Below are 22105 nucleotides of genomic sequence, written 5' to 3' on the forward strand. Positions count from 1 at the left end.
CAATAAGAGAATGACAATGCTACAGCAATTGTTTAAAAAAATGGATAGTAATCCACTGCTTAAGAATGTGTCTAAATCACTTCAGACCACACTTGCAAACCGAGAAGTAAGTAAAATAGCTACCCATTTTAAACAATTTTTCAATACCTCCATAGCAAATGACCAGGCCACCAAGGAACTATCATTCAGGATAAGACATGATGTTTACTGCACTGAGCTAGCGTTTGAACCGGAAAAATCAGACGGCTTGGAGAAAGATGAATTTGACGAGCACTCGATCCATTGCTTAGTCCAGCATAAAGGGTCAAAAAACTTTGCAGGCACGGTTCGCATGGTAATGTCGAATTCTCCCGAGCAACTGCTCCCTATCGAGCAATTTTGTAGTCACGCTTTAGAAGATGAAGTCCTTCATCCTAAAAATTACAAGCGTGAAGAAATTTGTGAAATATCGCGTCTTGCTGTTCCCGCGCAATTTCGTAAACGGAAAACTGATAAGTATGAAGGCGCAGGTACTGGTGTAATTGATGAACATAGCTTCTCACAAAATGAAATGCGTTGCTTTCCCTTCATTGCCATCAGTTTATATTTTATGGCCGCAACGGTTACGCAACAAAAAGGCATCAATCATATATTCGTAATGATGGAACCTAGGCTTGCTCGCAGCCTTAGATTTGTGGGTATCCCTTTTACCCAAATAGGAAAGGTGACTGAATATCACGGGAAAAGAGCGCCTTATCATATCGACCCCAAAGTGTTATTTCAAACACTATCTCCTGGTTTTAAGAAGTTGATGATGGTCATTGGAAAAGACATGAAAGAGCAACTCGATAATGTCTAAAAAAATGGAATTAGTAAACAAAATAGAGGCTATCGTTGGAAAGCCGAATGTTCTTACAAATGGCGATATGTTTGACGAGTTTTCTACAAGCACAATGAAGGAACAGACACACCCTTGTGCTGTAATCATACCCAATGACAAAAGTGATGTTTTCCAAATAGTTAAATTGTTCAACGACGTTAACAGTCAAAGCGATGAAAAATTTCAATTACACCCTATTAGCAGTGGGAAAAACTGGGGCTATACGTGCTCGGAAGCGGGAAGCGACAACGCTTTCTTACTGTATCTAGCTAACCTTAACAGCATCACAGAATATGACGATACTTTGGGTACAGTACGAATTGGGGCAGGTGTTACGCAAAAGCAGCTTTATGACTTTTTAAGAGAGAAAGGCCTTAAGTTTTGGATGGACGCAACAGGCTCATCAGTAGATTGCAGTGTTTTGGGTAACAGCCTAGAGAGAGGGTTTGGTCATACTCCCGCCGGCAACCACTTTGAGTTCATTAGTGACTTAGATGTAGTTTTAGGAAATGGTAAAGCTATTTCAACTGGATTTAGACAATTTTCTGACGAATCAAAACGATTTGCGAGTGAAGGGATATATAAATGGGGCGTGGGCCCTTACGTTGACGGAATGTTTTCTCAATCAACGCTGGGTATTGTAACTGAGGCAACACTTAAACTTATAGCTGCCCCTGAATGCTATCTTCCATTCTTTATTTCGACAAAGAAAGACACAAACATTAATATCTTGGTCGATAGAATTCGTGAATTACGAGAAAGGCAAGTTATAAAAAGCTGCGTCCACATAACAAATCTCGATAAATCATTGCAGGCAGCCCTTGATGAAAGTGACTGGCCCCTTTCAAAGCTTTCACTATCAGACGAAGATAGAAAGGGACATGCAAAAGTTTACATGTTAAACGAATGGACGGCATCAGGTGCACTTTACGGAAGTAACGACGAAGTAGAAGTTTGGAAGAAGAAAATTAAACGTACCTTTGCAAATGGAGAGTTTAAAGTACAGTTTATTAGCGAAGCTAAATTCAAATGGTTAAAGAGAATTGCCCCAAAAGTATCCCAATTAAGTGGTTTAAAAGTCGACAAAACACTCGACAAGTTAAACAGCCTAATGAAACTCAAACGCGGTGAACCTACGAATGACTTTCTAAAAAGTGTGCATTATAAACTAACAAAGCTTCCTCCTGACAAAGACTTCACAAAGCTTGAAAGAAACAAAGTTGGTCTTATATGGCTCGCACCAACAGCCCCAGCTACAGGTAAAAATGCCGAAAGGCTCGTATCTATTGTTTCAGAAGTTCTAGAGAAATTTGACGTCGAATCAGCAATATCGATGACTGTACTCACCTCAACGGCAATTGAATGTGTAATCTCTCTGTTATATGACAGACGTTCTGATAGCTCAGACCATCATGCGGAGAGCTGTCACAGTTCATTGGTAAGACGACTCATAGAGAGCGGCTACCTGACCTACAGGCTCAATAGCTTACAGCATCGTGATTATGACAAATACTATTCCTCGACCTTGATAGAAAGCATTCGAGAGATTAAACATACACTAGACCCTAACTCCGTAATCGCGTCGGGGCGTTACGGGTTGTGATAGCGTGTCAGGTTATTTAACACCTCAAAATTCACCGAGCACAAAAACAAAACAAATCCCATTAAAATCATAATCTTAAATTAATGGCACATTACCTGCTAACATTTTAATGACAATCGCTACTAACGCTGTGCAGTCAACTAGTCGCGAAAAACAGAATGCTTATTCAAAAGGAAAAGACATGAAATTTTCTAAAATTTAAAAGAGCTTAGTAGCTGGAGCTGTTCTAGCAGGCGCTTCGCTCTCTGCGAACGCGGGCGTTGTAGCAACATCCTATTTAGATGTTCAGTCGTTTGGGATCGTTGCCTACTATGACGCTGCACTGACACAGCAAGTTGCTCCTCAAGACCTAGGGACATTCATAACTATCACAGGCGGTCTACGTTCAGCATCTAGCAGTACTGGCTTTAACGGTGTTGGCCTTCCCGACTCACCTGTTTTCGCAGACGATGCAACTAGTTTCGTTATTGCTGAAAACACAGCGGATGGTGTGTTTGACTGTACAGGTCCTTCGTGTGGGATTTTAGGTGTTTCTAATAACAGTTTATTAAACAATTACGGTAGTGCGCTTGCTATTCACAATGATAGTCTTGCAAATGGGTACGGCTATGGCATGGCTGACGCGATTGTGAGTGGTAATGCTCTTGCGGATCCATCCAGTCAGGCATCAGGGATGACATATGCAGCAGCATCTGTCGGCAGCAACAACAATATCGCTTCAGGTAATTCAGATATAGCTGATGCTCTTACAACTGCGCTACAAATTACTGTACAAAATGTTTCTGAATTATACTTGGGTTTTGCTGCGACTTACTCACTTATTGTTGATACGGCTCAATCTATAGGTTCAGGTCAGGTTTCTAATGCAACGGCATCAGCAATTCTTACTGTTGGTCTAGGTACTGATACTTCTAATGGAAATGGCGGTGCACTTGGATTCGACTTTGGCGGTGGCTTCGTTGATATCGGCCCAACACTTCTGAGCCGAAATCTTGTTAATGAAGGTGATGACTTCTCTGGAAGCGACACTGGCAGTTTCGTGGCTACAGGTTCAGGCGATAGCGGATTTTTCCGTGTAGGTTCTGGTGATTATCAGGTTGATATCAAGCAGGAATCAACAGCACGAGTTTCTCTAGTTTCAGCGCCTGGAACTTTAGCAATTGCTGGCCTAGGTCTTCTAGGTTTAGCTGCATCTAGACGCAGAAAATCGTAAAAAAAGATTGACAAACTATCTAAAGGCCCTCGCAAGAGGGCTTTTTTCATTTTACTGAAACCATTTTTATCGTTAGGCTTGATATCAAGCTTTCTCAACTTAAAATTTTGTTTATGGCAGTATTCCTAGAGCGTAAAATTTTCGCTTCATTTGAAGAGGTTAAAATATTTCTAAGAGAAGTTCATGAGCATATTGACACACCTACCCCCTTCACCTCTCTAGCTTGGCAGGAATCTTGGGTATATTCCCTGAAACTATTTCCTAGTCTTTACATCTTCAAGTTAGAAAACCAGCCTATCGGCTATTGTTGGATAGCGAGTAAAAAGACGCTGCTTTTCCCTCCCATTCATTCATGGTATTTAAACCAATCTGGCATAATTAGTGAAGACCAAGTTTGGATTGAATATAACACTCTAATTTGCTCAAAAAAACACGAACAAGCATGCCTTATATCCCTTTTAGAGGAAGCCAAAAAAAGTCATGCTTGTAAGCTGTATATTTCTATGTCGCACGATATATCAATTAGCAAGGAGATAATTGAAAATACCTTTGACATTAAAGCCGAAACAATTAATGGCTATCGAACTTCAATGCTTACTCCAGACTTGGAAAAGCAATTGTCAAAAAACACCCGTTCTCAAATTCGCCGCTCTACTAGACTGCTTGAAGACCAATATGGCTCGATTTCAGTGAATGAAGCATCAGAAGCCCAGCGTCATATTTTTTTGGATAATTTAGGCGCGTTGCATAAAGAGAAGTGGAGCGACAGCACAGAAGGTAGTGGATTTGACAACCCATCTTTTCTCGCGCATCACAGGTATTTTTTAGAAAATTTTTCTGAATATGTGAGTATTGCAGAAGTGAAAGCAGGCGCTACACTATTGGGCTACACTTATAACTTAGCTTTTGGTGATACTGTTTATTTTTACTGCTCAGGCATAAATTATCAGTTTGCTAACAATAAAATCAAACCTGGGTACACTTTGCATTTTACGTTGATGGAGTATTACCGAAAAAAGGGCTTTCATTGGTATGATTTCTTGGGTGGAGAGAGTCGATATAAAAAAAGCTTTTGCACAGAAGCTTATGAATTCAAGAATTTAACTTTATATACTAAGTCTATCGAGGGGGGATTAGCCAGCTTTCTTAAACACCTTAAACAGAAACTTTCTTAAGCACCCTAGCCGGATTCCCTCCAACAATTACCCCATCAGGAACATCATCAACAACCACCGAACCTGCTGCGACAACGCTTCCCTTACCTACGTTTGCCATAATCAAGGCGCCATTACCTAACCAGCAGTTTTCTCCAACACTAACTTTAGTAAATACTCCGCCTTGGTCCTTAATAGGTTTATTTGGGTCAGAAAAGTTATGCTGGCCTTTGCCGCTCATAATATGCACGCCACTGCCCAGCAAGGTGTTTCTGCCTATAGCACATTTGCCTATATTACATTGCGGCCCGATGTATACTCCCTCGTCAATCTCAGTATCTTTTTGTGAAAAAAGGGTCGCAAAGCCAATGAGAGCATTAGGAGCACAAGACGTCATAGTAAATCGATAAAATCCAGCTCGTAAATAGCACCCCAGCTTGCCGGGCAAAAGAGACAACAATTGGCTAAAAGAAGAAAAAGTGCTGTCTTTATTAACAAAAAAAGATAGCAGAAAATAAAGAAGCGTAAACGGCATCATAACGATTGCGCACAGTACAAAAAAAACTTGCTTAATCAAATTCTTCATCTCTGCCCCAACGCCTCTTTTAAAGGAGTTAATTGTTGCTCCCAACTATATTCACTGATAATGGCCCTATAACTCTTCTCAGCTTTTGTTTGAGCGAGCCCAAGGTCGTTAATACTTTCCAAACAAGCTGATGCAAATTCATCAGCATCCTTAACTATCCACATTGCATCGCTATTAGCAAAATGAATCCCCTCTCCTCCCATTGGCGTTGTTATAATTGGGAGTTTGCATGCTGCGGCTTGTAACACCTTATTTTGGACGCCTCTTGCTAGCCTGAACGGTGCAACAAATGCGTGAGCGTTATGAAAATACGGCAATATATCATCTACAAAACCAGTAACTTCTACCCCAACCTTTCCGTTTAATGACTTAATGTCTTCAATAGGGTTCATACCTGCTATCGTAAATTTGGCATTTGGCGCCCCTTTGCGAATCAAGGGCCAGCAATTTTTCATGAACCAGAGCACGGCATCTACATTTGGCTTGTAATCCATTACCCCTGTAAAGAGAAAGTGGGGATGAGATATAGTTTTTGTCACAACCGTTTTAGAATTAGCGGGGTAAAACGCATTAAAATCTAAGCCATTGCCTAGCACGGTAACTGGCTTTGAATCGTCGACTTTTTTACTAAACAAAGCTGTCTCTTCCTCGGCAATCAAAAAGCATTCATCAAACATTTTATTGGTTTTTGCTTCTAAATTTTTAATACCTGCACTTTCTCGTTTGTAAACATGATTCATAGGAAATGAAGACGACGCTGCGTATTGTGCCCATTTATCAGAGTCAACATCCATAAAGTCCATGAATAAACGGCACGTTGACCCGCTAAGGTTTGGAGAATTGAAAACATAATGACTTAGACTTGATGCAGTGAGTAAGAGCGTATCGCTGCCTTTCTTAAGTTTCTGATTAACTACTTTCTGGAGCGCTTTTGAATAAAATGCACCTACACTGATTGGCAGCCCTTTACAGACCGCCTTAATATAACGCGACAATTTGCTTTCTAATAGGTAAGTGTTGACTGCAATATCTAAATAAGCAGAAAGAGACTCTGCATTTTTCTTGTCATCTTCAGTCTCGATTAAAGAAAAAACTTCTACTTCATACCCCCAGCGCTTTAAGAATTCAATCTGGTGGTAAGTCCTCAGTTTTTCCCCCTTATTTGGGGGATACGGTACTCGTTGCGACAACACGCAAACTTTCGACATCAGCGCCTTCCAAGCTATCTTTAATGTTTTTATTTGTCCTGTAGTCATACTACTTCGAAGCAAATATAAGGTCAAAGCAACAAATTAGTGATGAAGGCTACACAAGTGGCAATTCCATTGGCATACTAGAGTCATTATGCATATGTTCATCAAGAACATTGCTCACGGAAGAAATAAAGAAAGCAGTAATGACACAAACGGTTGGAACTATCCAGATTGCCTCTTTAGCGAAAGAGACGTGCGGACATTTTAAAACAGGGTTGCCCTGCCCTAAGGGAATGTGGCCCGCCGTCACTCAATTTCGGCTTGCCGCAAACGGAATACTACTAACTGACGCTTTTATCAAAACCTCGCAGCTATGGCCAGATGGTTCAATAAAATGGTTGTTATGTGAAGGTTTGATTGATTTACAGCACCATTCGGTAAGCGATGAAATAGTTCTGACGTTAGAAGCGGTGGAAAGCGGCTCACCATCGAAAAAGCTTGTCTCACCTGTAAACAATAACGATGAGGCGCTTTCACTGTCATTGTGCAATGGCAAAACATTCACAATTAACAAAGCCAAGCCTTTTGAGTTTGCAACCAACAAGCACTTATTCAGCTCTTTCGATATTGTTGATATTACTCCTCAATCGATAACCCCTATTGCATTCTCTTATGCTCTTCATTGCAATAACAACGAATACAGCGCATTAACCGTTGAACAAAAATACGAGATTAGGCTTGGCAGCGATAAAAAGCTGATTGTTGAAACAGAAGCGTCAATCTTCCTTAGTACCGGAACGGTTTGTGCTCATTTAACAATGCGAAACCCAAGCGCTGCGTCACACCCAAATGGGAAGTGGGACTTGGGAGACCCAAACAGTATTTATTTAAAAGAATGCTGTATCTCGTTCAAAGGTAAATCGCTAGAGCCTACGCTGACGCTAAATTCTGATGTCTTTAGTTCATCTGAACATGAAGAGCTGACACTTCATCAGGCTTCCAGTGGTTTTGAAAACTGGCAAAGTCCAGTCCATGTAAATCAAGACAACGTTAACTCGCTTCCGTTTCGCGGTTTTAAGCTTTACCAATCAGAACAGATATTACTTTCGGGTGATCAAGCGCAACCGCAAATTAAGATTTCAAACAGCGGTAGCACTTTTAGTATTCATGTTGATAAGTTTTGGCAAAATTTTCCTTCTTCAGCACATTTAACAGCAGACAGTTTGAGCGTTAGCTTGTTAGGTTCTAGGCATAGTGAGAATACTGAACTCCAGCCTGGTGAACAAAAAACAAGACGCATTTCAATCGCACCTTTTGACATACAATCGCTGCAGGTAGTCATTGATAGCGCTTGGTTAAAAAACGCATCTGTTTTGCCTTTTCTCCCTTCTAAATCATGTGAGTTTGACTCACTTATAAAAAATGGCATTGAAGGTTCGTCTTCTTTTTATCAAAAGCGGCTCGATATCGACGAATTTGGCTGGCGACATTTTGGTGAGTTGTATGCGGATCACGAAAAGGCACTCGCACCTGACGAGCCCTTTTTCGTGTCACATTACAACAATCAATACGACCCTATATTTGGAATGCTGATGCAGTGGTTGTTAAGCGGCGATCCTTGTTGGTTTGAGCTAGCCGATGACCTTGCCAAGCATGTTGCAGATATTGATGTTTATCACACCAGCGACGATAAACCTGAATATAGCGGCGGACTATTTTGGCATACGGACCATTATGTTCAGGCATATACGGCTTCTCACAGAACATATTCAAAGCACCAGCCTACTGGTGTTTATGATGATCATGCTGGAGGCGGCGGCCCGGGTGGGCAGCATTGTTATACTAATGGCCTCACTTTGCATCATTTGCTTACTGGCTACACACCGTCTCGAGACGCCGCATTATCCATAACGCAATGGGTAACCAATTATTATGAAGGCGACGGTACGTTTGTAGGCGCCCTGCTTGCGTTTAAAAATAGCGATATTCCTGGTGTTAAAAATGTAAAAACAGGAAAGTACCCTCTAGACAGAGGTACGGGTAACTACCTGCAAGCAAGGCTAGATAGGTACGAACTACAAGGTTGTGATAGCGATATTGAGGCCGCGTCCTATATTATAGCGCATACGGTCTCCCCCACCGATGACTTCGACCAGTTGCAATTAGATAATGTCGAAGCAACCTGGTTTTATACTGTCTTCTTACAAGCCGTTTGCCGATTTATATCAGTTAAAGAGCAGCGCAGTGAGTGTGATTCTAGCTACCAATACGCAGTAGACTCACTTACTCACTATGCCAATTGGATGGCAGTGAACGAATACGCTTATTTAGATAAGCCTGACATTCTTGAGTTTCCGAATCAGACATGGAGTGGGCAAGACTTAAGAAAACTATGCGTACTGCATTTTGCATCTAACTATTTAACTGAAGCCCAACGTGCACTTGCTGAACAAAAAGCCGAACAACTAGCAGATACAATTTATCAACGCCTTAGTACGAGTACTGAAACGAGCACCACGCGCGTAATTTGTTTAATGATGCAAAACGGTCATTACTCCGGTTTTAAGCAGGCTGCCCGCCCCCTTTTATCGACTTCTACACAAAAAGGTCAGGCCTTAACAGAGAAATCCAGTTCATTACGTTTTCTTTTGTCCAGCCTTATTGATTTATCTCCGTCAAGAGAGAGAAAACAACTAGTTAAACGTTTTCCACAGCTTCAGAAGTGGTTAGGTAAGCCATGAGTATTAATACGTCTTTTATCATTCCGCATAAGGGGCGTGAAGACATGCTCATTGAAACGTTAACGAGCATTGCGGAGCTAAAAACACCTAAAGAACAATACGAAGTTATCTTGGTTAGCCAAAACAAAGAAATTTCAGAAGCGCTTAACGAGTTTAAAGAAACGGTAAATTTGCGAGTTTTATATAACGAAGAAAATAACACGATTTCACATTCTAGGAATCTGGGTGCCTGCTTGGCCACAGGTAAATACTTGGCATTTTTAGACGCAGATGTTGCACTTGCTTCGAATTGGCTAGACGTGATGATTGATACTCTCAAAACGCGAGACAATACGGCTCTAGTTAGCGCCATGCAGGTGAACAGCCCTAACGCGCCGCCTTTAGAGAGAATAAGAACGGCGTTAAGCAATGCTGAACTTGATGTACCTGTAAACTTTCTGCCTGGCCGCAACTTATTTCTTTTAAAGGAAACATTTGAAGCGGCAGGTAAGTTTCCTGAACACCTTCTTACTTGTGAAGATTATTTCTTTACCGATAAGGTTAGTAAATTAGGTGAGTTGTTTTACACCTCACAAACCCAGTATATTCACATTGGCGAAGACAAAGCTTACGCACCGATGTATAAAAAAGAAATATGGCGCGGCCAGTCCAATATTGCATCTTTAAAAGGAAGGCGCATTCCGCTGAGAGAATGGCCAAGTTTTGTTGTTCCTTTTGCGTTTACAGGAGGTCTTTTACTGGCTTTTCTCGCGATAATATTCTCGCAACCTATTGTCGCTATAGTTATGTTAGTAGGCGCTTTACTGCCTTTTGCAGCGTACACGTGGCGACTAAAAAGGCTTGTTAAGCAGCAAGTAACTTGGTGGCATTGTTCACTTTTTTATCTGCTTTATTTTCCGGCTAGAGCACTTGGAACATTAATAGGAGTACGCGGCGCTGTTAGTACCAGCTCGCATAAATAACAATGAAAGTTTTACAGTTTATATGTTCAACCGGTTTTTACGGTGCAGAAAGATGGGTGTTAGCGCTATCAAAGCATTTACCAGATAATGTTTCGAGTGAGCTTGTGGTTACCTTAGAGCCGGGTACAGAAGAGCTAGAACTTGTAAAACAGTTCAAAGCGTTTGGAAAAACTCACCACATTCCTATGCAGGGTCGTTTTGACCTGCGTGCCGTTTCGAAATTGGCGGATTTAATTCAAGAACAAGATATCGATATTATCCATACTCACGGCTATAAGTCAGATATTTTGGGCGTAATGGCGGCTAGAAAAGCAGGTATTCCGTGTGTTGTAACACCCCACGGCTTTGAAAATGCTGCCGACTTGAAACTCCGTCTCTTTATTTGGTTAGGATGTCAGTCGATGCGCTTTGCCGACAAAGTTGTTCCACTTTCTAAACAACTAATGAGTGATGTGGAGAAGTTTAATATATCGCCTGACAAACTTGAGTATATCCAAAATGGCGTAGACTTGTCTGAAGTAGAAGCCGTTAGACAAACAAAAACAGACAAGCCAAAAGAAAAGAAGACCATTGGCTTTGTGGGCCAAATGATCAGCCGGAAAAATATAAAAGCCATTTTAGACTGCTTCGAGTCTTTATATAAAAAGCGTCAAGATATTGAATTAGTACTGCTGGGTGACGGCGAAGACCGCCCCAGCTTAGAGGCGTATTCAAAAACACTGGCTAGTGCCAGCGACATTCATTTTTTAGGCTTTAGAAATGACAGGCTACAGCTGCTGCGCGACTTTGACTTGTTCGTAATGACGTCGACGCTTGAAGGCATTCCTCGCTGCTTAATGGAAGCATGCGCCATGGAAATTCCGGTGTCTGCTTATGATATTGCGGGTATCGACCAGCTAATAACACACAACGAATCAGGTTTATTGGTCCCGCTTCACGACATCAACCAGCTTGAGAAAGATTGGGAGAAGTTGCTAGATGACAAAGCGCTCGCCTCTTCACTAGCTCAAAACTCAAAGTTGTTTGTAGAAGCAAATTTCTCTGCCAAGAGAATGGCTGATGAATACCTTGAATTATTCGAAGGAATCCTGAAAGAGAGTGTAAATGCATAAACAGGACGTGTTATTTGTTTTAACTATTGATACTGAAGAAGAATGGCAGTGGGACGAAGAGTTTCCGCAGCATAACTGTTCAGTTGAAAACGTTGAAAAGCTTCCTGCATTTCAAACTTTCTGTGAAAGTCTTGGTATCCGTCCTACGTATTTTGTTGATTACGCCGTTGCAAGCAATAATGTTGGCAGTCAAACTCTGCGAACCTTTGCTAAGTCTAACAGCGCGGAAATTGGAGCACATCTACACCCTTGGTGCAACCCTCCCTATTTCGGTAAGACAACCGAAGCGGAATCTCACGTAATAAACCTTCCTTTAGAGCAAGTAGAGCAAAAACTCGATGCACTAAACGCCCTTTTACACGACGAAATAGGCGTTCGCCCACAGTCCTTTAGAAGCGGGCGATGGGGCGTAAGTGCCAAAATGCTTAGATTACTTGCATCAAGAGGCTATGTTGTGGATTCAAGCGTTTATCCCTTTTACAGGAACGACTATTTTAGCTGCCTCGGCGCGCCGGAATCACCCTATTGGCCTTCTTTTGACAATGCACTGGCACCTGGAGAACAGCGTCAACTGCTTGAGATCCCTGTTACCGCCGGGTTTAACATTCAAAACTTTTCACTTGGTGAACGCATTCATAATCGTCTATCTAAACCGCCTTTTAATTGGTTTAAATCTGTCGGTCTACTTTGGCACAGTAAGCTTTTAAGAAAGATTTATTTGAGTCCAGAGCTTACCGAAATCGAAGACATGCTTGCGTTAGTCGACCAGAGCATTCAGAAAAGACAACCCGTTATTCATATGTACTTACACAGCTCTAGTCTAATCGACGGAGCAACGGGCCTTTTAGACGGGCCAAATGCATTTGAAACAATATGCCAGCGCATTGAGGTTGTAACTCAACACTTAGCGAAAAATGCCAATGTTAAATTTTGCACTATCTCAGAAGCCAAGGTGCATTTAAGTAACCGCAGCGCTTCAAGCGGTGTTATTAAAGGTGAGCAAAATTAATGACGGCACATCAAAATACAAAGTTACGAATAGCGTCAGCCAGCGACAAACCTTTGTGGGATGCCTATGTATCACAACACAAAAATGCTTCCGCTTATCACAAGTTTGCGTGGCTTGAAGCGGTAAAGGCCGCTTACGGTCATTCAATGCTTGGCGTTATTGCCACATGTGCTAATACGGGGCAAGTTGTTGGTGTTTTCCCTGCTGTTTTAATGAATATACCTTTACTGGGCAAACAAATATGTTCTTTACCTTATTGCGATGTAGGCTATGGCTTAGCCGACAACGACAAGGTGTTAAATGACATGCATGCGCTTCTTGTTGCGCAGATGCGAAACGTAACAGGAAAAAAATTGGAAATTAGAGGTATAGAACAATCACCTTTAGACAAAATCCAGTTTGAAAACAAAAAAGTACGTATGCTTTTGCCACTGCCTGAGTCAAGTGAAATACTGTTATCAAGTTTCAAATCTAAATTACGCAGCCAAATAAGGAAGGCGGAAAAAAATGGGCTTACCTTTGAGTTAGGCACATCGAACCTCCTAGTAAGTGATTTCTACAACGTATATGCTCAAAACATGAGAGATCTCGGCTCTCCTGTTCATGCCGAAAAATGGTTTAAGGCAATTATAAAAAGTTACGGCCAAAGTAGTTTAATTAGCGTGGTTTATCACGATGGCCAGCCTATTGGTGGTGGCGTTATCATAAAATCGGGTGACAACGCTTCTATTCCATGGGCCTCAACACTTCGTGACTTCAATCGCCTTGCTCCTAATATGTTGTTGTATTGGTCTTTGCTTTCCCATTGCGCCGACAATGGCGTGAAAGTTTTTGACTTTGGCCGCTCAACCTTTGAAGAAGGTACATATAAATTTAAAAAACAATGGGGCGCAGAACCTCAACTGCTTAACTGGCAGAGTTTTGATAAAAATAATGAGTTGATAGACGCTAAAAGCGACGCTGAGTCAGGCTCAAGCAGGGTTAGAGAAATGGCCGAAAACATTTGGCGTGAACTTCCCTTAAAATTTACCATTGTAACTGGGTCAATTCTTCGACCTTATATTAGTTTGTAGGGATAACCATTCATGTGTGGCATTGCAGGATTTAGCCTTTTTAATTTCAACGAAGGCGGTGAAACTTCATTAGAAGCTATGCACAAGGCTATTCATCACAGAGGCCCAGATGCCAGCGGCATGTATATCGATGAACATATCGGCCTTTGTCATAGGCGGCTAAGTATTCTTGATCTTTCAGAAGCAGGCAATCAGCCCATGTACTCAAAAGAGGGTGACTTGGTTATTGTTTTTAATGGCGAGATCTACAACTTCCTTGAATTGCGAGCCGAGCTTGAAAACGACGGTGTTATATTTAAAAGTCATACAGATACCGAAGTTATATTAGAGCTATACGCACGCGAAGGAACCAAGTGTTTAGATAAACTAAACGGAATGTTTGCCTTTGCTCTGTGGGACAAAAACAAGCAAGAACTGTTTATTGCACGAGATCGATTGGGTAAAAAACCCCTTTACTATTTTAATGATAATGGTCGATTTGCGTTTGGCTCTGAAATTAAAGCTATATTGGCGCTGGAGAACATTCCAAGAGAAATTCGCTTAGACGCCGTATATGACTTTTTTGCATATCAATACGTTCCCGACCCAAAGAGTATTTTTAAGCACATTCACAAGTTACCACCTGCTCATTATTTAATGCTTAATAAAGACGGTTTCAGCATTCATGAATATTGGGATTTGAGCTTTAAAAACACCACAAGTGCCAGTGAAGATGCCAATAAAGCGCAGTTAAAGACCTTACTTGAAAAAGTCACTAAACAAAGAATGATCAGTGATGTTCCGCTTGGCGCTTTCTTAAGCGGCGGTGTGGATAGCTCGGGTGTTGTGGCTATGATGGCACAAGCCAGCGAAACTCCCGTAAAAACCTGTACCATAGGATTTGATGATAAAGCATTTAACGAAGCGGATTTCGCTCGTGAAATAGCTGAAAAATACGAAACAGAGCACCATGAATTTACCGTTCACCAAAACGTTAGCGACAGACTAGAACATATCGTGAGCTTTTTTGATGAGCCTTTTGCTGACCCCTCGTTAGTGCCTACCTTCTTCGTTTCGGAACTGGCGAGAAAGGCTGTAACCGTTGCTCTCGCGGGAGACGGCGGCGATGAGATGTTCGCTGGCTACGAAAAGTACTCGATTGACGATGTCGAAAACAAGCTAAGAAGCAAATTCCCCGAAGCGGTCCGAAAGTCTGTTTTTCCACATTTAGCGAAATTGGCTGGAAAAGTGCCTGGCACGGTCGGTAAAAAAGCGAAATCATTACTCACAAGCTTATCTCACGAACCGGCGATGGGCTTTTATATCACTAACAGTATGATGACTGACGAAATGTGGCAAAGCTTAATTAAGCCTGAAGTTGCACAGCAGCTCGCCGATTACCACCCTAGTCAATATACCCTAGACATGTATAACAAAGCCGACGGTCCGGACCATTTAAGCAAAATTCTTTACACCGACATCAAGACCTACATGACGGGCGACATCTTGGTAAAAGTCGACCGCATGAGTATGGCAAATTCGTTAGAAGTACGAGCGCCTATTCTGGATTACCAAGTTGCAGAGTTCGCTGCTACACTGCCCTCTTCACAGAAATACCGGGACGGTGAGAAAAAATACTTACTGAAAGAGGTCTTTAAGCCCTTTATTCCCGACTCACTGCTTTATAGAAAGAAAATGGGCTTCAGCACACCGCTGGATGAGTGGTTTAGAGGTGAATTGAAATCACTGTCCGAATCTCAAATTATTGGTTCACAGCGCGGGCTTTGCGATGTATTTGAAAGCGCTGCTATAAACAAACTGTGGCGCGAGCATCAAACGCGCAAAGCTGACCATGGCATTGTACTGTGGAGCATGTTGATGTATCAAATGTGGTATGAAAAATATGCAGCGTAATTTTTCATTGGATTGCTTTAGAGCTCTCGCCATTATGTTAGTGTTTACCGCACACAGCATTTTAGCTTTTGGTGCACCTGCCATTTTGGCGCCGTTTCAATTCGGAGGAACTGGCGTGGACCTTTTCTTTGTGTTGTCAGGCTGGCTAATAGGCAACCAATTATTGCTGGAAAAGAAAAAATTTGGTGATATTGATGTACCGCGCTTTTGGATCAGGCGGTGGATGCGAACTATGCCAGCTTATTATGCTGTGCTACTTGTCACTATTTTACAGCTTTACTTAACAAAAGAAGATTTCTCTTTTCCCTGGCCTCATCTGTTCTTTTTGCAAAACTACCTTGGTGATCTTAGTGTTTTCTATGTAAGTTGGTCTTTATCCGTGGAAGAGCAATTTTACTTATTTATTGCCCCATTGTTCGTACTTACATTAGCCCTCGACAAAAAGTATCAAGTTTTCGTCTTATTAACGTTATTAGTTTGCCCTTCTATTTTTCGTTACCTCGAACTTTACTCCTCTCATACCGAAACTCACGTTAGGTTAGATTGTTGTGCGATGGGTGTATTACTAGCTTATTTGAAGCACTATAAGCAGCATGTTTGGGGTGAAGCACAGAAAAAAATTAACGTTTTTTTTATTGCTTCAATTGCAGCCTACGCGTTTTTCTATATCGCCAGATACAATCGTGAGTGGGAAATCGGTGATCCTAGCAGCTTGGGGCTTGCATTCATGTTTGGGATTTGGATTGTCTGGGGCGAGCAAACCAACTTCAATCCAACAGGTATAGCGTCGCGCGCTGTCATGCACATATCTACACGTTCTTATGCCATGTACTTATTGCACGTTGACGCACTTGCAGTATTAAATAAGCTCGACCTTAACAACACTGCTTTTCCAATCTACTACGTAGCGGCGTTGTTTATTACTCTGCTGTTGTCTGAGTGTCTGTATCGCTTCGTAGAGTTGCCTTTTATGAAGTCTCGCTCTAAGTTTTCGTTTTCGCAGTCCCGTGCGCACAACGATAGAACTCAAAAGATGAAGATGGAAGGTATATGATTAAAGTTCTACACGTTACCTATGACATGCGTATTGGCGGCACTGAAATGGTAATAAAGAATATTATTGACGGCAATTCTGATCGTTCCATTGCGATGTCGATATTCTGTATTGAAGAGCCTTTAGGACCTTGGGGAGAAGAGCTGAAAAAAGCTGGCACGGATATCTCTACCGCTCATCGTCAGCCTGGCTTTGACACTTCGCTAATTAAATCGTTAAGACGTCATATCGAGCGCTATGACATCGACGTCGTGCATTGCCATCAGTATACTCCTTGGGTTTACGGCACGCTTGCCGCATTGTTCACTAAAGCCAAAGTTATTTTCACAGAACACGGTAGGTTTTACCCTGATTCAACGAGCTGGAAACGCCAGCTTGTAAACCCAGTTCTAATGAGAGCAACTAAAAAGGCAACTGCAATCTCGCACGCCACCAAAGACGCGCTCGAAGAATATGAGTTTATTCCTAAAGCACGAATAGACGTTATTTATAATGGCATTAAGCCACTTGAAGTCGATCATACAATAAAGGCCATTACAAAAAGCGAACTAGCCATTCCAGAAGGAAGTATTGTCCTTGGCTCGATAGCGCGTTTTGACCCGATTAAAAATCAAGAAATGATGATAAAAGCATTTTCAGCAGCTTTGAAAGAAAATCAAAATTTAGTCCTTGTACTTGTTGGAGACGGTGAAATGCGACCAACACTTGAAGCTCTTGTGCTAAAAGAAAGAATTGAAGATCATGTACGCTTTACTGGTTATATAAAAGATCCAAGCCGCTATCTGGCCATTATGGATATTTTCCTACTTTCCTCGTTGAGTGAGGGCACATCAATGACGCTGCTTGAAGCTATGTCATTGTCCAAGCCTTGCATTGTTACCGATGCAGGAGGAAATTCCGAGATTGTAGAGCACCAACAAACTGGTCTGGTTACAGAAAACGCAAATCAGAAGGCATACACTAGCGCTATCAATACACTTTGCTCATCGCCCATGTCTATCAAGGAGATGGGGGCCAATGGCTATAGCGTATTTTGCCAAAAGTTTAATGCGAAGAACATGGTGGCACAATACGCTCATCTTTATCGGGAAATAACAGGAAGATAACTATGTGTATGATAAAACATTCGACTCAACTCCTCCTGCTAATTGTGGTTAGTGTTTTTGTTTCAACCTGCTTGGCTAAGGCTTCTACCAGCGAGCAATGTGACGATAAAAGACAAGAAGTATTGCAATATCTGGGGCTAAGCCAGAAAAAAGCGTTGTTAACATGCTCGCAAGTTAACCAAGCATACGAGTTAATTCACTCACCTAAGCTTGACATCTCCGCATGGGAATACGAAGGCGGTTTCCGGCTATCGACCAAACGCGCAGGCGAAACGGAGAACGCAACTGTCGATTTTTCATTGGGTATATTCAGCCTTAGTACATCTAAAAAGTCGATGTTTGTGGCTAGTAACCCAAGATTAGGAGGCATTGGTGAATTCCTTATCCCTCAAATAACAAAGTCAGAAGATTTGAGGGATTTTGTAAAAGGCGAAACGGTTCTGCAGAACTTTATTCCGTTAATAAATACCCCAAAGGTCTCAACAGGAATAGATGGTTACTTTAGAATTACCGGCGTTAAGCAAATTGATAATGCCTTAATGGTCAACTATATCAACTGGTACGATGCTCCAGGTACGGAAACCGATACGAGTATAATGATTTGGGATGCCAACAACCTGTCGAAAAGTAAAATGTACGGCCCTTATCAACTGCAAGGCGCAGCCCATGCCGCAGGTTGGTTATCTGAAATTCCACCTAACTTAATCGCTCTCTTTGGCGCAACGCATATTACGGGCTCGCAATTAGACGCGGCAATATCGTCTAGGTTGTCTATTGGCCCGACGGCATTTTCCTTTAACCCGCGAAAAGATGTGGTTTATGGGCCCTCTGGGTTTGTTGAAACGGACGCACTGCTGGACTTTTCGATGAAAACCCCCCTGTACGACCATAGCGTTTATGAGCATCAGCCTGACTATAGATCTCTAAGCATTAATAAAGACGGTTTAAACAAAATGTGGACGCTGTCTTCTGGGGCGTCTTTCGGTTTTATTGTACCCGGCACGCGCACTTACCTGACACTGGGTAAGTCAGCAGGTCACGAAAGTGGTATAGGCTATAAAATTGAGCAAAATAATGGACATAAATGCGGAGGTCCATGCCCATACGATGCATCTGATTACTATAGCTTTTATTGGGCATGGGACGTGGTTGATTTACTGAAAGCCAAGCTTAATTTAACGATGCCCTACAATCTTCAACCATACGAACACGGCAAGTTTCCTTTACCAGAAAGATACAAAGGATTGGCTATAGGTGGTGCCGATTATGATGCTGAGCAAGGAAGGTTGTTTATTTCCTTAACAAAAGGCGACACGCTTGGAAAATATGCTAGACCACCTTTGTTTCTTACCTATAAACGTAAAGTATCTACACTAAAAAATGAAACAGAATAATCAAAAAGTGAGCGTCATTATGCCTGCTTATAATTCTTCTCACTACGTAGAAGAATCAATAAGCAGTGTGCTGAATCAAACTCACCGAAACATTGAGCTTATAGTGATTGACGATGGTTCCACAGATGAGACGTGGTCTATCATAAATGTATGGTCAGAACGTGACGACCGCATAATTGCTATGAGACAAAAAAATCAAGGTGTTTCTGCGGCCCGAAATAATGCTATTTCGAAGTCCACGGGCGATTTTATCGCATTTTGTGACTCGGATGACGTGTGGTATGCAAACAAGCTGGAACGCCAATTAAATACAATTGGAGACGCGGCATGGTCGCACTGCGATTCGCAATATGTAGGTCTGGGGTACGATAACAAAACGGTTTACCGCTCTACCTACAGCCGCCTTTATGACGAAAATGTATTCGCGCATTTAGCTGTCGAAAATTTTATCACTACTTCATCACTGTTAATTAAGTCAGATATTTTTAAACGTTATTGCGGCTTTGATGAGTCTTTAGTGGCACTGGAAGACTGGAAACTATGGCTTCAAATAGCAAAGGATCATCCAATTGTACTGTGTGACGAAGTGCTTTTAGATTATAGAGTTCAACCGCAATCTACGTCTCGCAATGCACGCTCATTATTACCTGTACATCTCGAAATACTTGATGAAACCTTCAACGACGAAGAATTGAGAAACAGCACGTTAAAAAAAGAAGCTAAATGCCGTGCTTATCTTATTTTTTCTTATATCGCTGAAGAGAAAAACGATCACCTTTTCTCTTTGCAATGTTCGTTAAATCTTTTTCTATGCAAGGGGAATGCTATGAGCGTTAAGCGCATATTGCGCACTTTTGTTAACTTAATCACCAAAAAGAAGTGATAAATATGAAGTTGGGACATAGTAAGGATCGATTAATAGAATTTATTAAGTTCGATCACAACAGTAAAAAAGGGCTACTTGTTGCGTGTGTAAAGTTATGTGCATTTGTACTATGGAAACTTGGTTCTAGAAGTAAGGCGTTCGCTCTGGTTTCAGCAGTTTTCAGAACGGGGTGGTCTGGCAGTTACTCACTAGGTGTAGAATACGCTAAACGGTATTTCGTTAACGGTCAGCAATATGAAAACGAAATACAGGACTCTTTCATTAATGCCGTTGAGCCTCTATCAAATACGGCGGAGTTCTTTACCGCACCTGAAAAGATGCTAAATGGAATCATCACCGTACTGAAAAAGCCTAATGGGTCTGAGAAAGGCGTAATTATTATTAACTATAGTTACTACTTCCCTTTGTTCCTGCGCTTTTTCAAAGCAGAAGAAATTTTAGAAAATTATCATCTCATTCTGGAGCCTAGTTGGGCAGGTTTTTGCGAGTCGAATATTCTTATTTACACGCAGCTAGAGTTTCCAATTTTCATTCAAACCTATGAAGAAAGAGACTACAACTTTGTTAAAGCACTCAATTCAAATCTTATTCCAATTAAGGTCGGCCCAAGCTGGTTTATAAATTATAAGAATTTCGCTCCCCCTCTTAAAGATGAAGAAAGAGACATAGATTTAATTGTTGTGGCTGCATGGGCGAAGTACAAGCGTCACAGAGCACTTTTCCAAGCTTTGAAGGGCGTAGTGTCAAGAAAGCCCGACTTCAAGATTGTGTTAGTCGGATACCCTGGTGACATATCACAATCTGATATCCTTTCGTATGCAGATGAAATGGGGCTGGCTGATAATGTAAAGATTTACGAATGGATAACACCTCAAGAAGTCGCTGAATTATATAAGCGGGCAAAAATAAACGTCTTGTGGTCAAAGTTTGAGGGTAACAACAGGGCGATTATTGAAGGAATGCTGTGTGATACACCGGTAATAATGAGAGAAAACCATAATTACGGTGAAAAATACGATTTTATAAATGCTCAAACAGGTTACTTTGCAAACGAGCAAGATCTTGAAATTAAGATATTGAGTTTATTAAACAATGAGGGAACCTTCTCTCCAAGAGAGTATATTTTAAACAACAGGAATTGCGACGTAGCCACTCAAATGATGCAAGACGTGATAAGAGACTACGAGATAGAACAAAATAGCGTCGTAAAATGGCACTCAAACCTCGCAGTAAAAGTGAATGACTTACATGGCATGCATTACCTTTATGAAGAGCAGAATGCATTTGACGATTGTTATAGCTGGATTGAAAAGAAAATAAATAAATGATGAGTTGGTAGTGTTAATTCAACAGTTTGGTGGAAAGATAAACTACCTTCCCAATCCTGGCAACGCTGGTGACTCACTAATCACGTGTGCAACGTATCAATTTTTTAGAAGAAACAATATAGAGTACAAATGCTGCCAGTCAGAAAAAGATATCTCAGACAATGATATTCTTGTTTATGGTGGAGGCGGCAATTTTGGTAGTGAAAATAGCCGTGTTGGTTATTATATCAAAAAATACGCTTCTCGCGTGAAAGCCTTTATATTGTTACCTCACACGCTTTTTGGTGCAGAAGAGTTATTGCAATCGCTTCCTGAAACCGTTCATCTCTTTTGCCGAGAACGGGATTCTTATGAATTTGCTAGCAAAATGGTAACAAGAGCGAACGTATACCTTCACGATGACATGGTGTTAAGCGCAGAAGTGGAAAAGATGCTATAAAAACCTGCCAACCAATCGGCATTGGGTAGTGTTGGTTCAGAATTGAAGCGCCGCCTACTCCTTAAAAATGAAGATTTTGGTATATCGCTGAAGCACTACGTTGTCTACACGTTAAAATCACTGTTTGGTCATCCCTACCCGAGCAAACCTCAAAGCGGTGAACTCAATGCATTTAGAATAGACGTTGAAAAAACCGACATTCCCATTCCATCAGACAACGTGGACGTTTCGGCACTGTATGAGTTGAGTTCATGCGAACCTAAGCTCGCCAAGCTGTCTACATTTCGTTTTTTATCTCACATTAACGCCTTTAAAACGGTTAACACCAACAGGCTACACGTAGCCATTGCGGCAGCTAAGTTAGGTAAAAAAGTAAATCTATACGGTAACTGCGTATTTCGGTGAATCCGATCGGTCGTTTCGGTTTTATCCGATCACTTTTTCATCTTCTTTTTCGTCCTTGCCAGTTTTACCTTAAGTGATCGGATTGGTCTAGTTTT

18 protein-coding genes and 1 pseudogene are annotated in these 22105 nt (G+C 41.5%); 17 read left to right on the plus strand and 2 right to left on the minus strand.

The window, feature by feature from the left end; genetic code table 11:
• Window positions 1–16: 16 nt before the first annotated feature.
• The 4 genes and pseudogenes from JC525_RS11785 (at window position 17) to JC525_RS11800 (ending at window position 4850) form a co-directional block, all read left to right on the plus strand.
• Window positions 17–838, plus strand: a complete 822-nt coding sequence (locus tag JC525_RS11785; RefSeq protein WP_198816014.1) for a PEP-CTERM/exosortase system-associated acyltransferase — start codon at window positions 17–19, stop codon at window positions 836–838.
• A complete protein-coding gene (locus JC525_RS11790; protein ID WP_198816015.1) occupies window positions 831–2462 on the plus strand; it encodes an FAD-binding oxidoreductase in 1632 nt (543 codons plus the stop codon). The genes JC525_RS11785 and JC525_RS11790 overlap by 8 nt, the downstream gene beginning before the upstream one ends.
• A gap of 223 nt (window positions 2463–2685) precedes the next feature.
• Window positions 2686–3675 (plus strand): annotated as a pseudogene (locus tag JC525_RS11795) (EDSAP-1 family PEP-CTERM protein); the annotation flags it as partial.
• A 113-nt stretch (window positions 3676–3788) separates the two neighbouring features.
• Window positions 3789–4850, plus strand: coding sequence for a GNAT family N-acetyltransferase (locus JC525_RS11800; protein WP_198816017.1), 1062 nt, complete (start codon window positions 3789–3791; stop codon window positions 4848–4850).
• Here the strand turns inward: JC525_RS11800 and JC525_RS11805 are convergent.
• Window positions 4831–5415 carry an acyltransferase gene (locus tag JC525_RS11805; RefSeq protein WP_198816018.1) on the minus strand — a complete coding sequence of 195 codons (585 nt, stop codon included), beginning with the start codon at window positions 5413–5415 and terminating at the stop codon, window positions 4831–4833. The genes JC525_RS11800 and JC525_RS11805 overlap by 20 nt on opposite strands.
• Entirely contained in the window at window positions 5412–6671 is a 1260-nt protein-coding gene (locus JC525_RS11810; RefSeq protein WP_233095140.1) for a TIGR03087 family PEP-CTERM/XrtA system glycosyltransferase, read from the minus strand. The genes JC525_RS11805 and JC525_RS11810 overlap by 4 nt, the downstream gene beginning before the upstream one ends.
• Window positions 6672–6811: 140 nt before the next feature.
• Here JC525_RS11810 and JC525_RS11815 point away from each other — a divergent pair, with 140 nt between their 5' ends.
• The 13 genes from JC525_RS11815 to JC525_RS11875 are packed head-to-tail and all read left to right on the plus strand — an operon-like array spanning window position 6812 to window position 22010.
• Window positions 6812–9349 (plus strand): hypothetical protein, encoded by a 2538-nt coding sequence (locus JC525_RS11815; RefSeq protein WP_198816019.1) that lies wholly within the window; start codon window positions 6812–6814, stop codon window positions 9347–9349.
• Window positions 9346–10311 carry a glycosyltransferase gene (locus JC525_RS11820; RefSeq protein ID WP_198816020.1) on the plus strand — a complete coding sequence of 322 codons (966 nt, stop codon included), beginning with the start codon at window positions 9346–9348 and terminating at the stop codon, window positions 10309–10311. The genes JC525_RS11815 and JC525_RS11820 overlap by 4 nt, the downstream gene beginning before the upstream one ends.
• Before the next feature lie 2 nt (window positions 10312–10313).
• Window positions 10314–11423 (plus strand): glycosyltransferase, encoded by a 1110-nt coding sequence (locus JC525_RS11825; protein ID WP_198816021.1) that lies wholly within the window; start codon window positions 10314–10316, stop codon window positions 11421–11423.
• Complete coding sequence (locus JC525_RS11830; RefSeq protein ID WP_198816022.1) at window positions 11416–12432, plus strand: polysaccharide deacetylase family protein; 1017 nt, start codon at window positions 11416–11418, stop codon at window positions 12430–12432. Before JC525_RS11825 ends, JC525_RS11830 begins: the two co-directional genes overlap by 8 nt.
• Window positions 12432–13505: a GNAT family N-acetyltransferase gene (locus tag JC525_RS11835; protein ID WP_198816023.1), complete on the plus strand. Its 1074-nt coding sequence runs from the start codon at window positions 12432–12434 to the stop codon at window positions 13503–13505. Before JC525_RS11830 ends, JC525_RS11835 begins: the two co-directional genes overlap by 1 nt.
• Before the next feature lie 12 nt (window positions 13506–13517).
• Window positions 13518–15398 carry an asparagine synthase (glutamine-hydrolyzing) gene (asnB, locus tag JC525_RS11840; RefSeq protein WP_198816024.1) on the plus strand — a complete coding sequence of 627 codons (1881 nt, stop codon included), beginning with the start codon at window positions 13518–13520 and terminating at the stop codon, window positions 15396–15398.
• Window positions 15388–16452 (plus strand): acyltransferase family protein, encoded by a 1065-nt coding sequence (locus JC525_RS11845; RefSeq protein ID WP_198816025.1) that lies wholly within the window; start codon window positions 15388–15390, stop codon window positions 16450–16452. Before asnB ends, JC525_RS11845 begins: the two co-directional genes overlap by 11 nt.
• Window positions 16449–17558: a glycosyltransferase family 4 protein gene (locus tag JC525_RS11850; protein ID WP_233095141.1), complete on the plus strand. Its 1110-nt coding sequence runs from the start codon at window positions 16449–16451 to the stop codon at window positions 17556–17558. Before JC525_RS11845 ends, JC525_RS11850 begins: the two co-directional genes overlap by 4 nt.
• An 8-nt stretch (window positions 17559–17566) precedes the next feature.
• Complete coding sequence (locus tag JC525_RS11855; RefSeq protein ID WP_198816026.1) at window positions 17567–18952, plus strand: hypothetical protein; 1386 nt, start codon at window positions 17567–17569, stop codon at window positions 18950–18952.
• On the plus strand, window positions 18939–19835 hold the full coding sequence (locus JC525_RS11860; RefSeq protein WP_198816027.1) for a glycosyltransferase family 2 protein: 897 nt from the start codon (window positions 18939–18941) through the stop codon (window positions 19833–19835). Before JC525_RS11855 ends, JC525_RS11860 begins: the two co-directional genes overlap by 14 nt.
• Window positions 19836–19840: 5 nt before the next feature.
• Window positions 19841–21166 carry a glycosyltransferase gene (locus tag JC525_RS11865; RefSeq protein WP_233095142.1) on the plus strand — a complete coding sequence of 442 codons (1326 nt, stop codon included), beginning with the start codon at window positions 19841–19843 and terminating at the stop codon, window positions 21164–21166.
• Between the two features lie 10 nt (window positions 21167–21176).
• The gene (locus tag JC525_RS11870) at window positions 21177–21605 is read left to right on the plus strand and encodes a polysaccharide pyruvyl transferase family protein (protein ID WP_198816028.1); all 429 of its coding nucleotides are present in this window, start codon (window positions 21177–21179) and stop codon (window positions 21603–21605) included.
• 21 nt (window positions 21606–21626) lie between these two features.
• Complete coding sequence (locus JC525_RS11875; RefSeq protein ID WP_198816029.1) at window positions 21627–22010, plus strand: hypothetical protein; 384 nt, start codon at window positions 21627–21629, stop codon at window positions 22008–22010.
• Window positions 22011–22105: the final 95 nt, after the last annotated feature.

Source organism: Alteromonas sp. IB21, from assembly GCF_016405965.1.
Lineage (GTDB): Bacteria > Pseudomonadota > Gammaproteobacteria > Enterobacterales > Alteromonadaceae > Alteromonas.

What these genes read in the sequence shown, in the direction of transcription:
- JC525_RS11785 (WP_198816014.1), top strand. Translation starts at nt 17, where the DNA reads ATGCTACAGCAATTGTTTAAAAAAATGGATAGTAATCCACTGCTTAAG.
- JC525_RS11790 (WP_198816015.1), top strand. Translation starts at nt 831, where the DNA reads ATGTCTAAAAAAATGGAATTAGTAAACAAAATAGAGGCTATCGTTGGA.
- JC525_RS11800 (WP_198816017.1), top strand. Translation starts at nt 3,789, where the DNA reads ATGGCAGTATTCCTAGAGCGTAAAATTTTCGCTTCATTTGAAGAGGTT.
- JC525_RS11805 (WP_198816018.1), bottom strand. Translation starts at nt 5,415, where the DNA reads ATGAAGAATTTGATTAAGCAAGTTTTTTTTGTACTGTGCGCAATCGTT.
- JC525_RS11810 (WP_233095140.1), bottom strand. Translation starts at nt 6,671, where the DNA reads ATGACTACAGGACAAATAAAAACATTAAAGATAGCTTGGAAGGCGCTG.
- JC525_RS11815 (WP_198816019.1), top strand. Translation starts at nt 6,812, where the DNA reads ATGACACAAACGGTTGGAACTATCCAGATTGCCTCTTTAGCGAAAGAG.
- JC525_RS11820 (WP_198816020.1), top strand. Translation starts at nt 9,346, where the DNA reads ATGAGTATTAATACGTCTTTTATCATTCCGCATAAGGGGCGTGAAGAC.
- JC525_RS11825 (WP_198816021.1), top strand. Translation starts at nt 10,314, where the DNA reads ATGAAAGTTTTACAGTTTATATGTTCAACCGGTTTTTACGGTGCAGAA.
- JC525_RS11830 (WP_198816022.1), top strand. Translation starts at nt 11,416, where the DNA reads ATGCATAAACAGGACGTGTTATTTGTTTTAACTATTGATACTGAAGAA.
- JC525_RS11835 (WP_198816023.1), top strand. Translation starts at nt 12,432, where the DNA reads ATGACGGCACATCAAAATACAAAGTTACGAATAGCGTCAGCCAGCGAC.
- asnB (WP_198816024.1), top strand. Translation starts at nt 13,518, where the DNA reads ATGTGTGGCATTGCAGGATTTAGCCTTTTTAATTTCAACGAAGGCGGT.
- JC525_RS11845 (WP_198816025.1), top strand. Translation starts at nt 15,388, where the DNA reads ATGCAGCGTAATTTTTCATTGGATTGCTTTAGAGCTCTCGCCATTATG.
- JC525_RS11850 (WP_233095141.1), top strand. Translation starts at nt 16,449, where the DNA reads ATGATTAAAGTTCTACACGTTACCTATGACATGCGTATTGGCGGCACT.
- JC525_RS11855 (WP_198816026.1), top strand. Translation starts at nt 17,567, where the DNA reads ATGATAAAACATTCGACTCAACTCCTCCTGCTAATTGTGGTTAGTGTT.
- JC525_RS11860 (WP_198816027.1), top strand. Translation starts at nt 18,939, where the DNA reads ATGAAACAGAATAATCAAAAAGTGAGCGTCATTATGCCTGCTTATAAT.
- JC525_RS11865 (WP_233095142.1), top strand. Translation starts at nt 19,841, where the DNA reads ATGAAGTTGGGACATAGTAAGGATCGATTAATAGAATTTATTAAGTTC.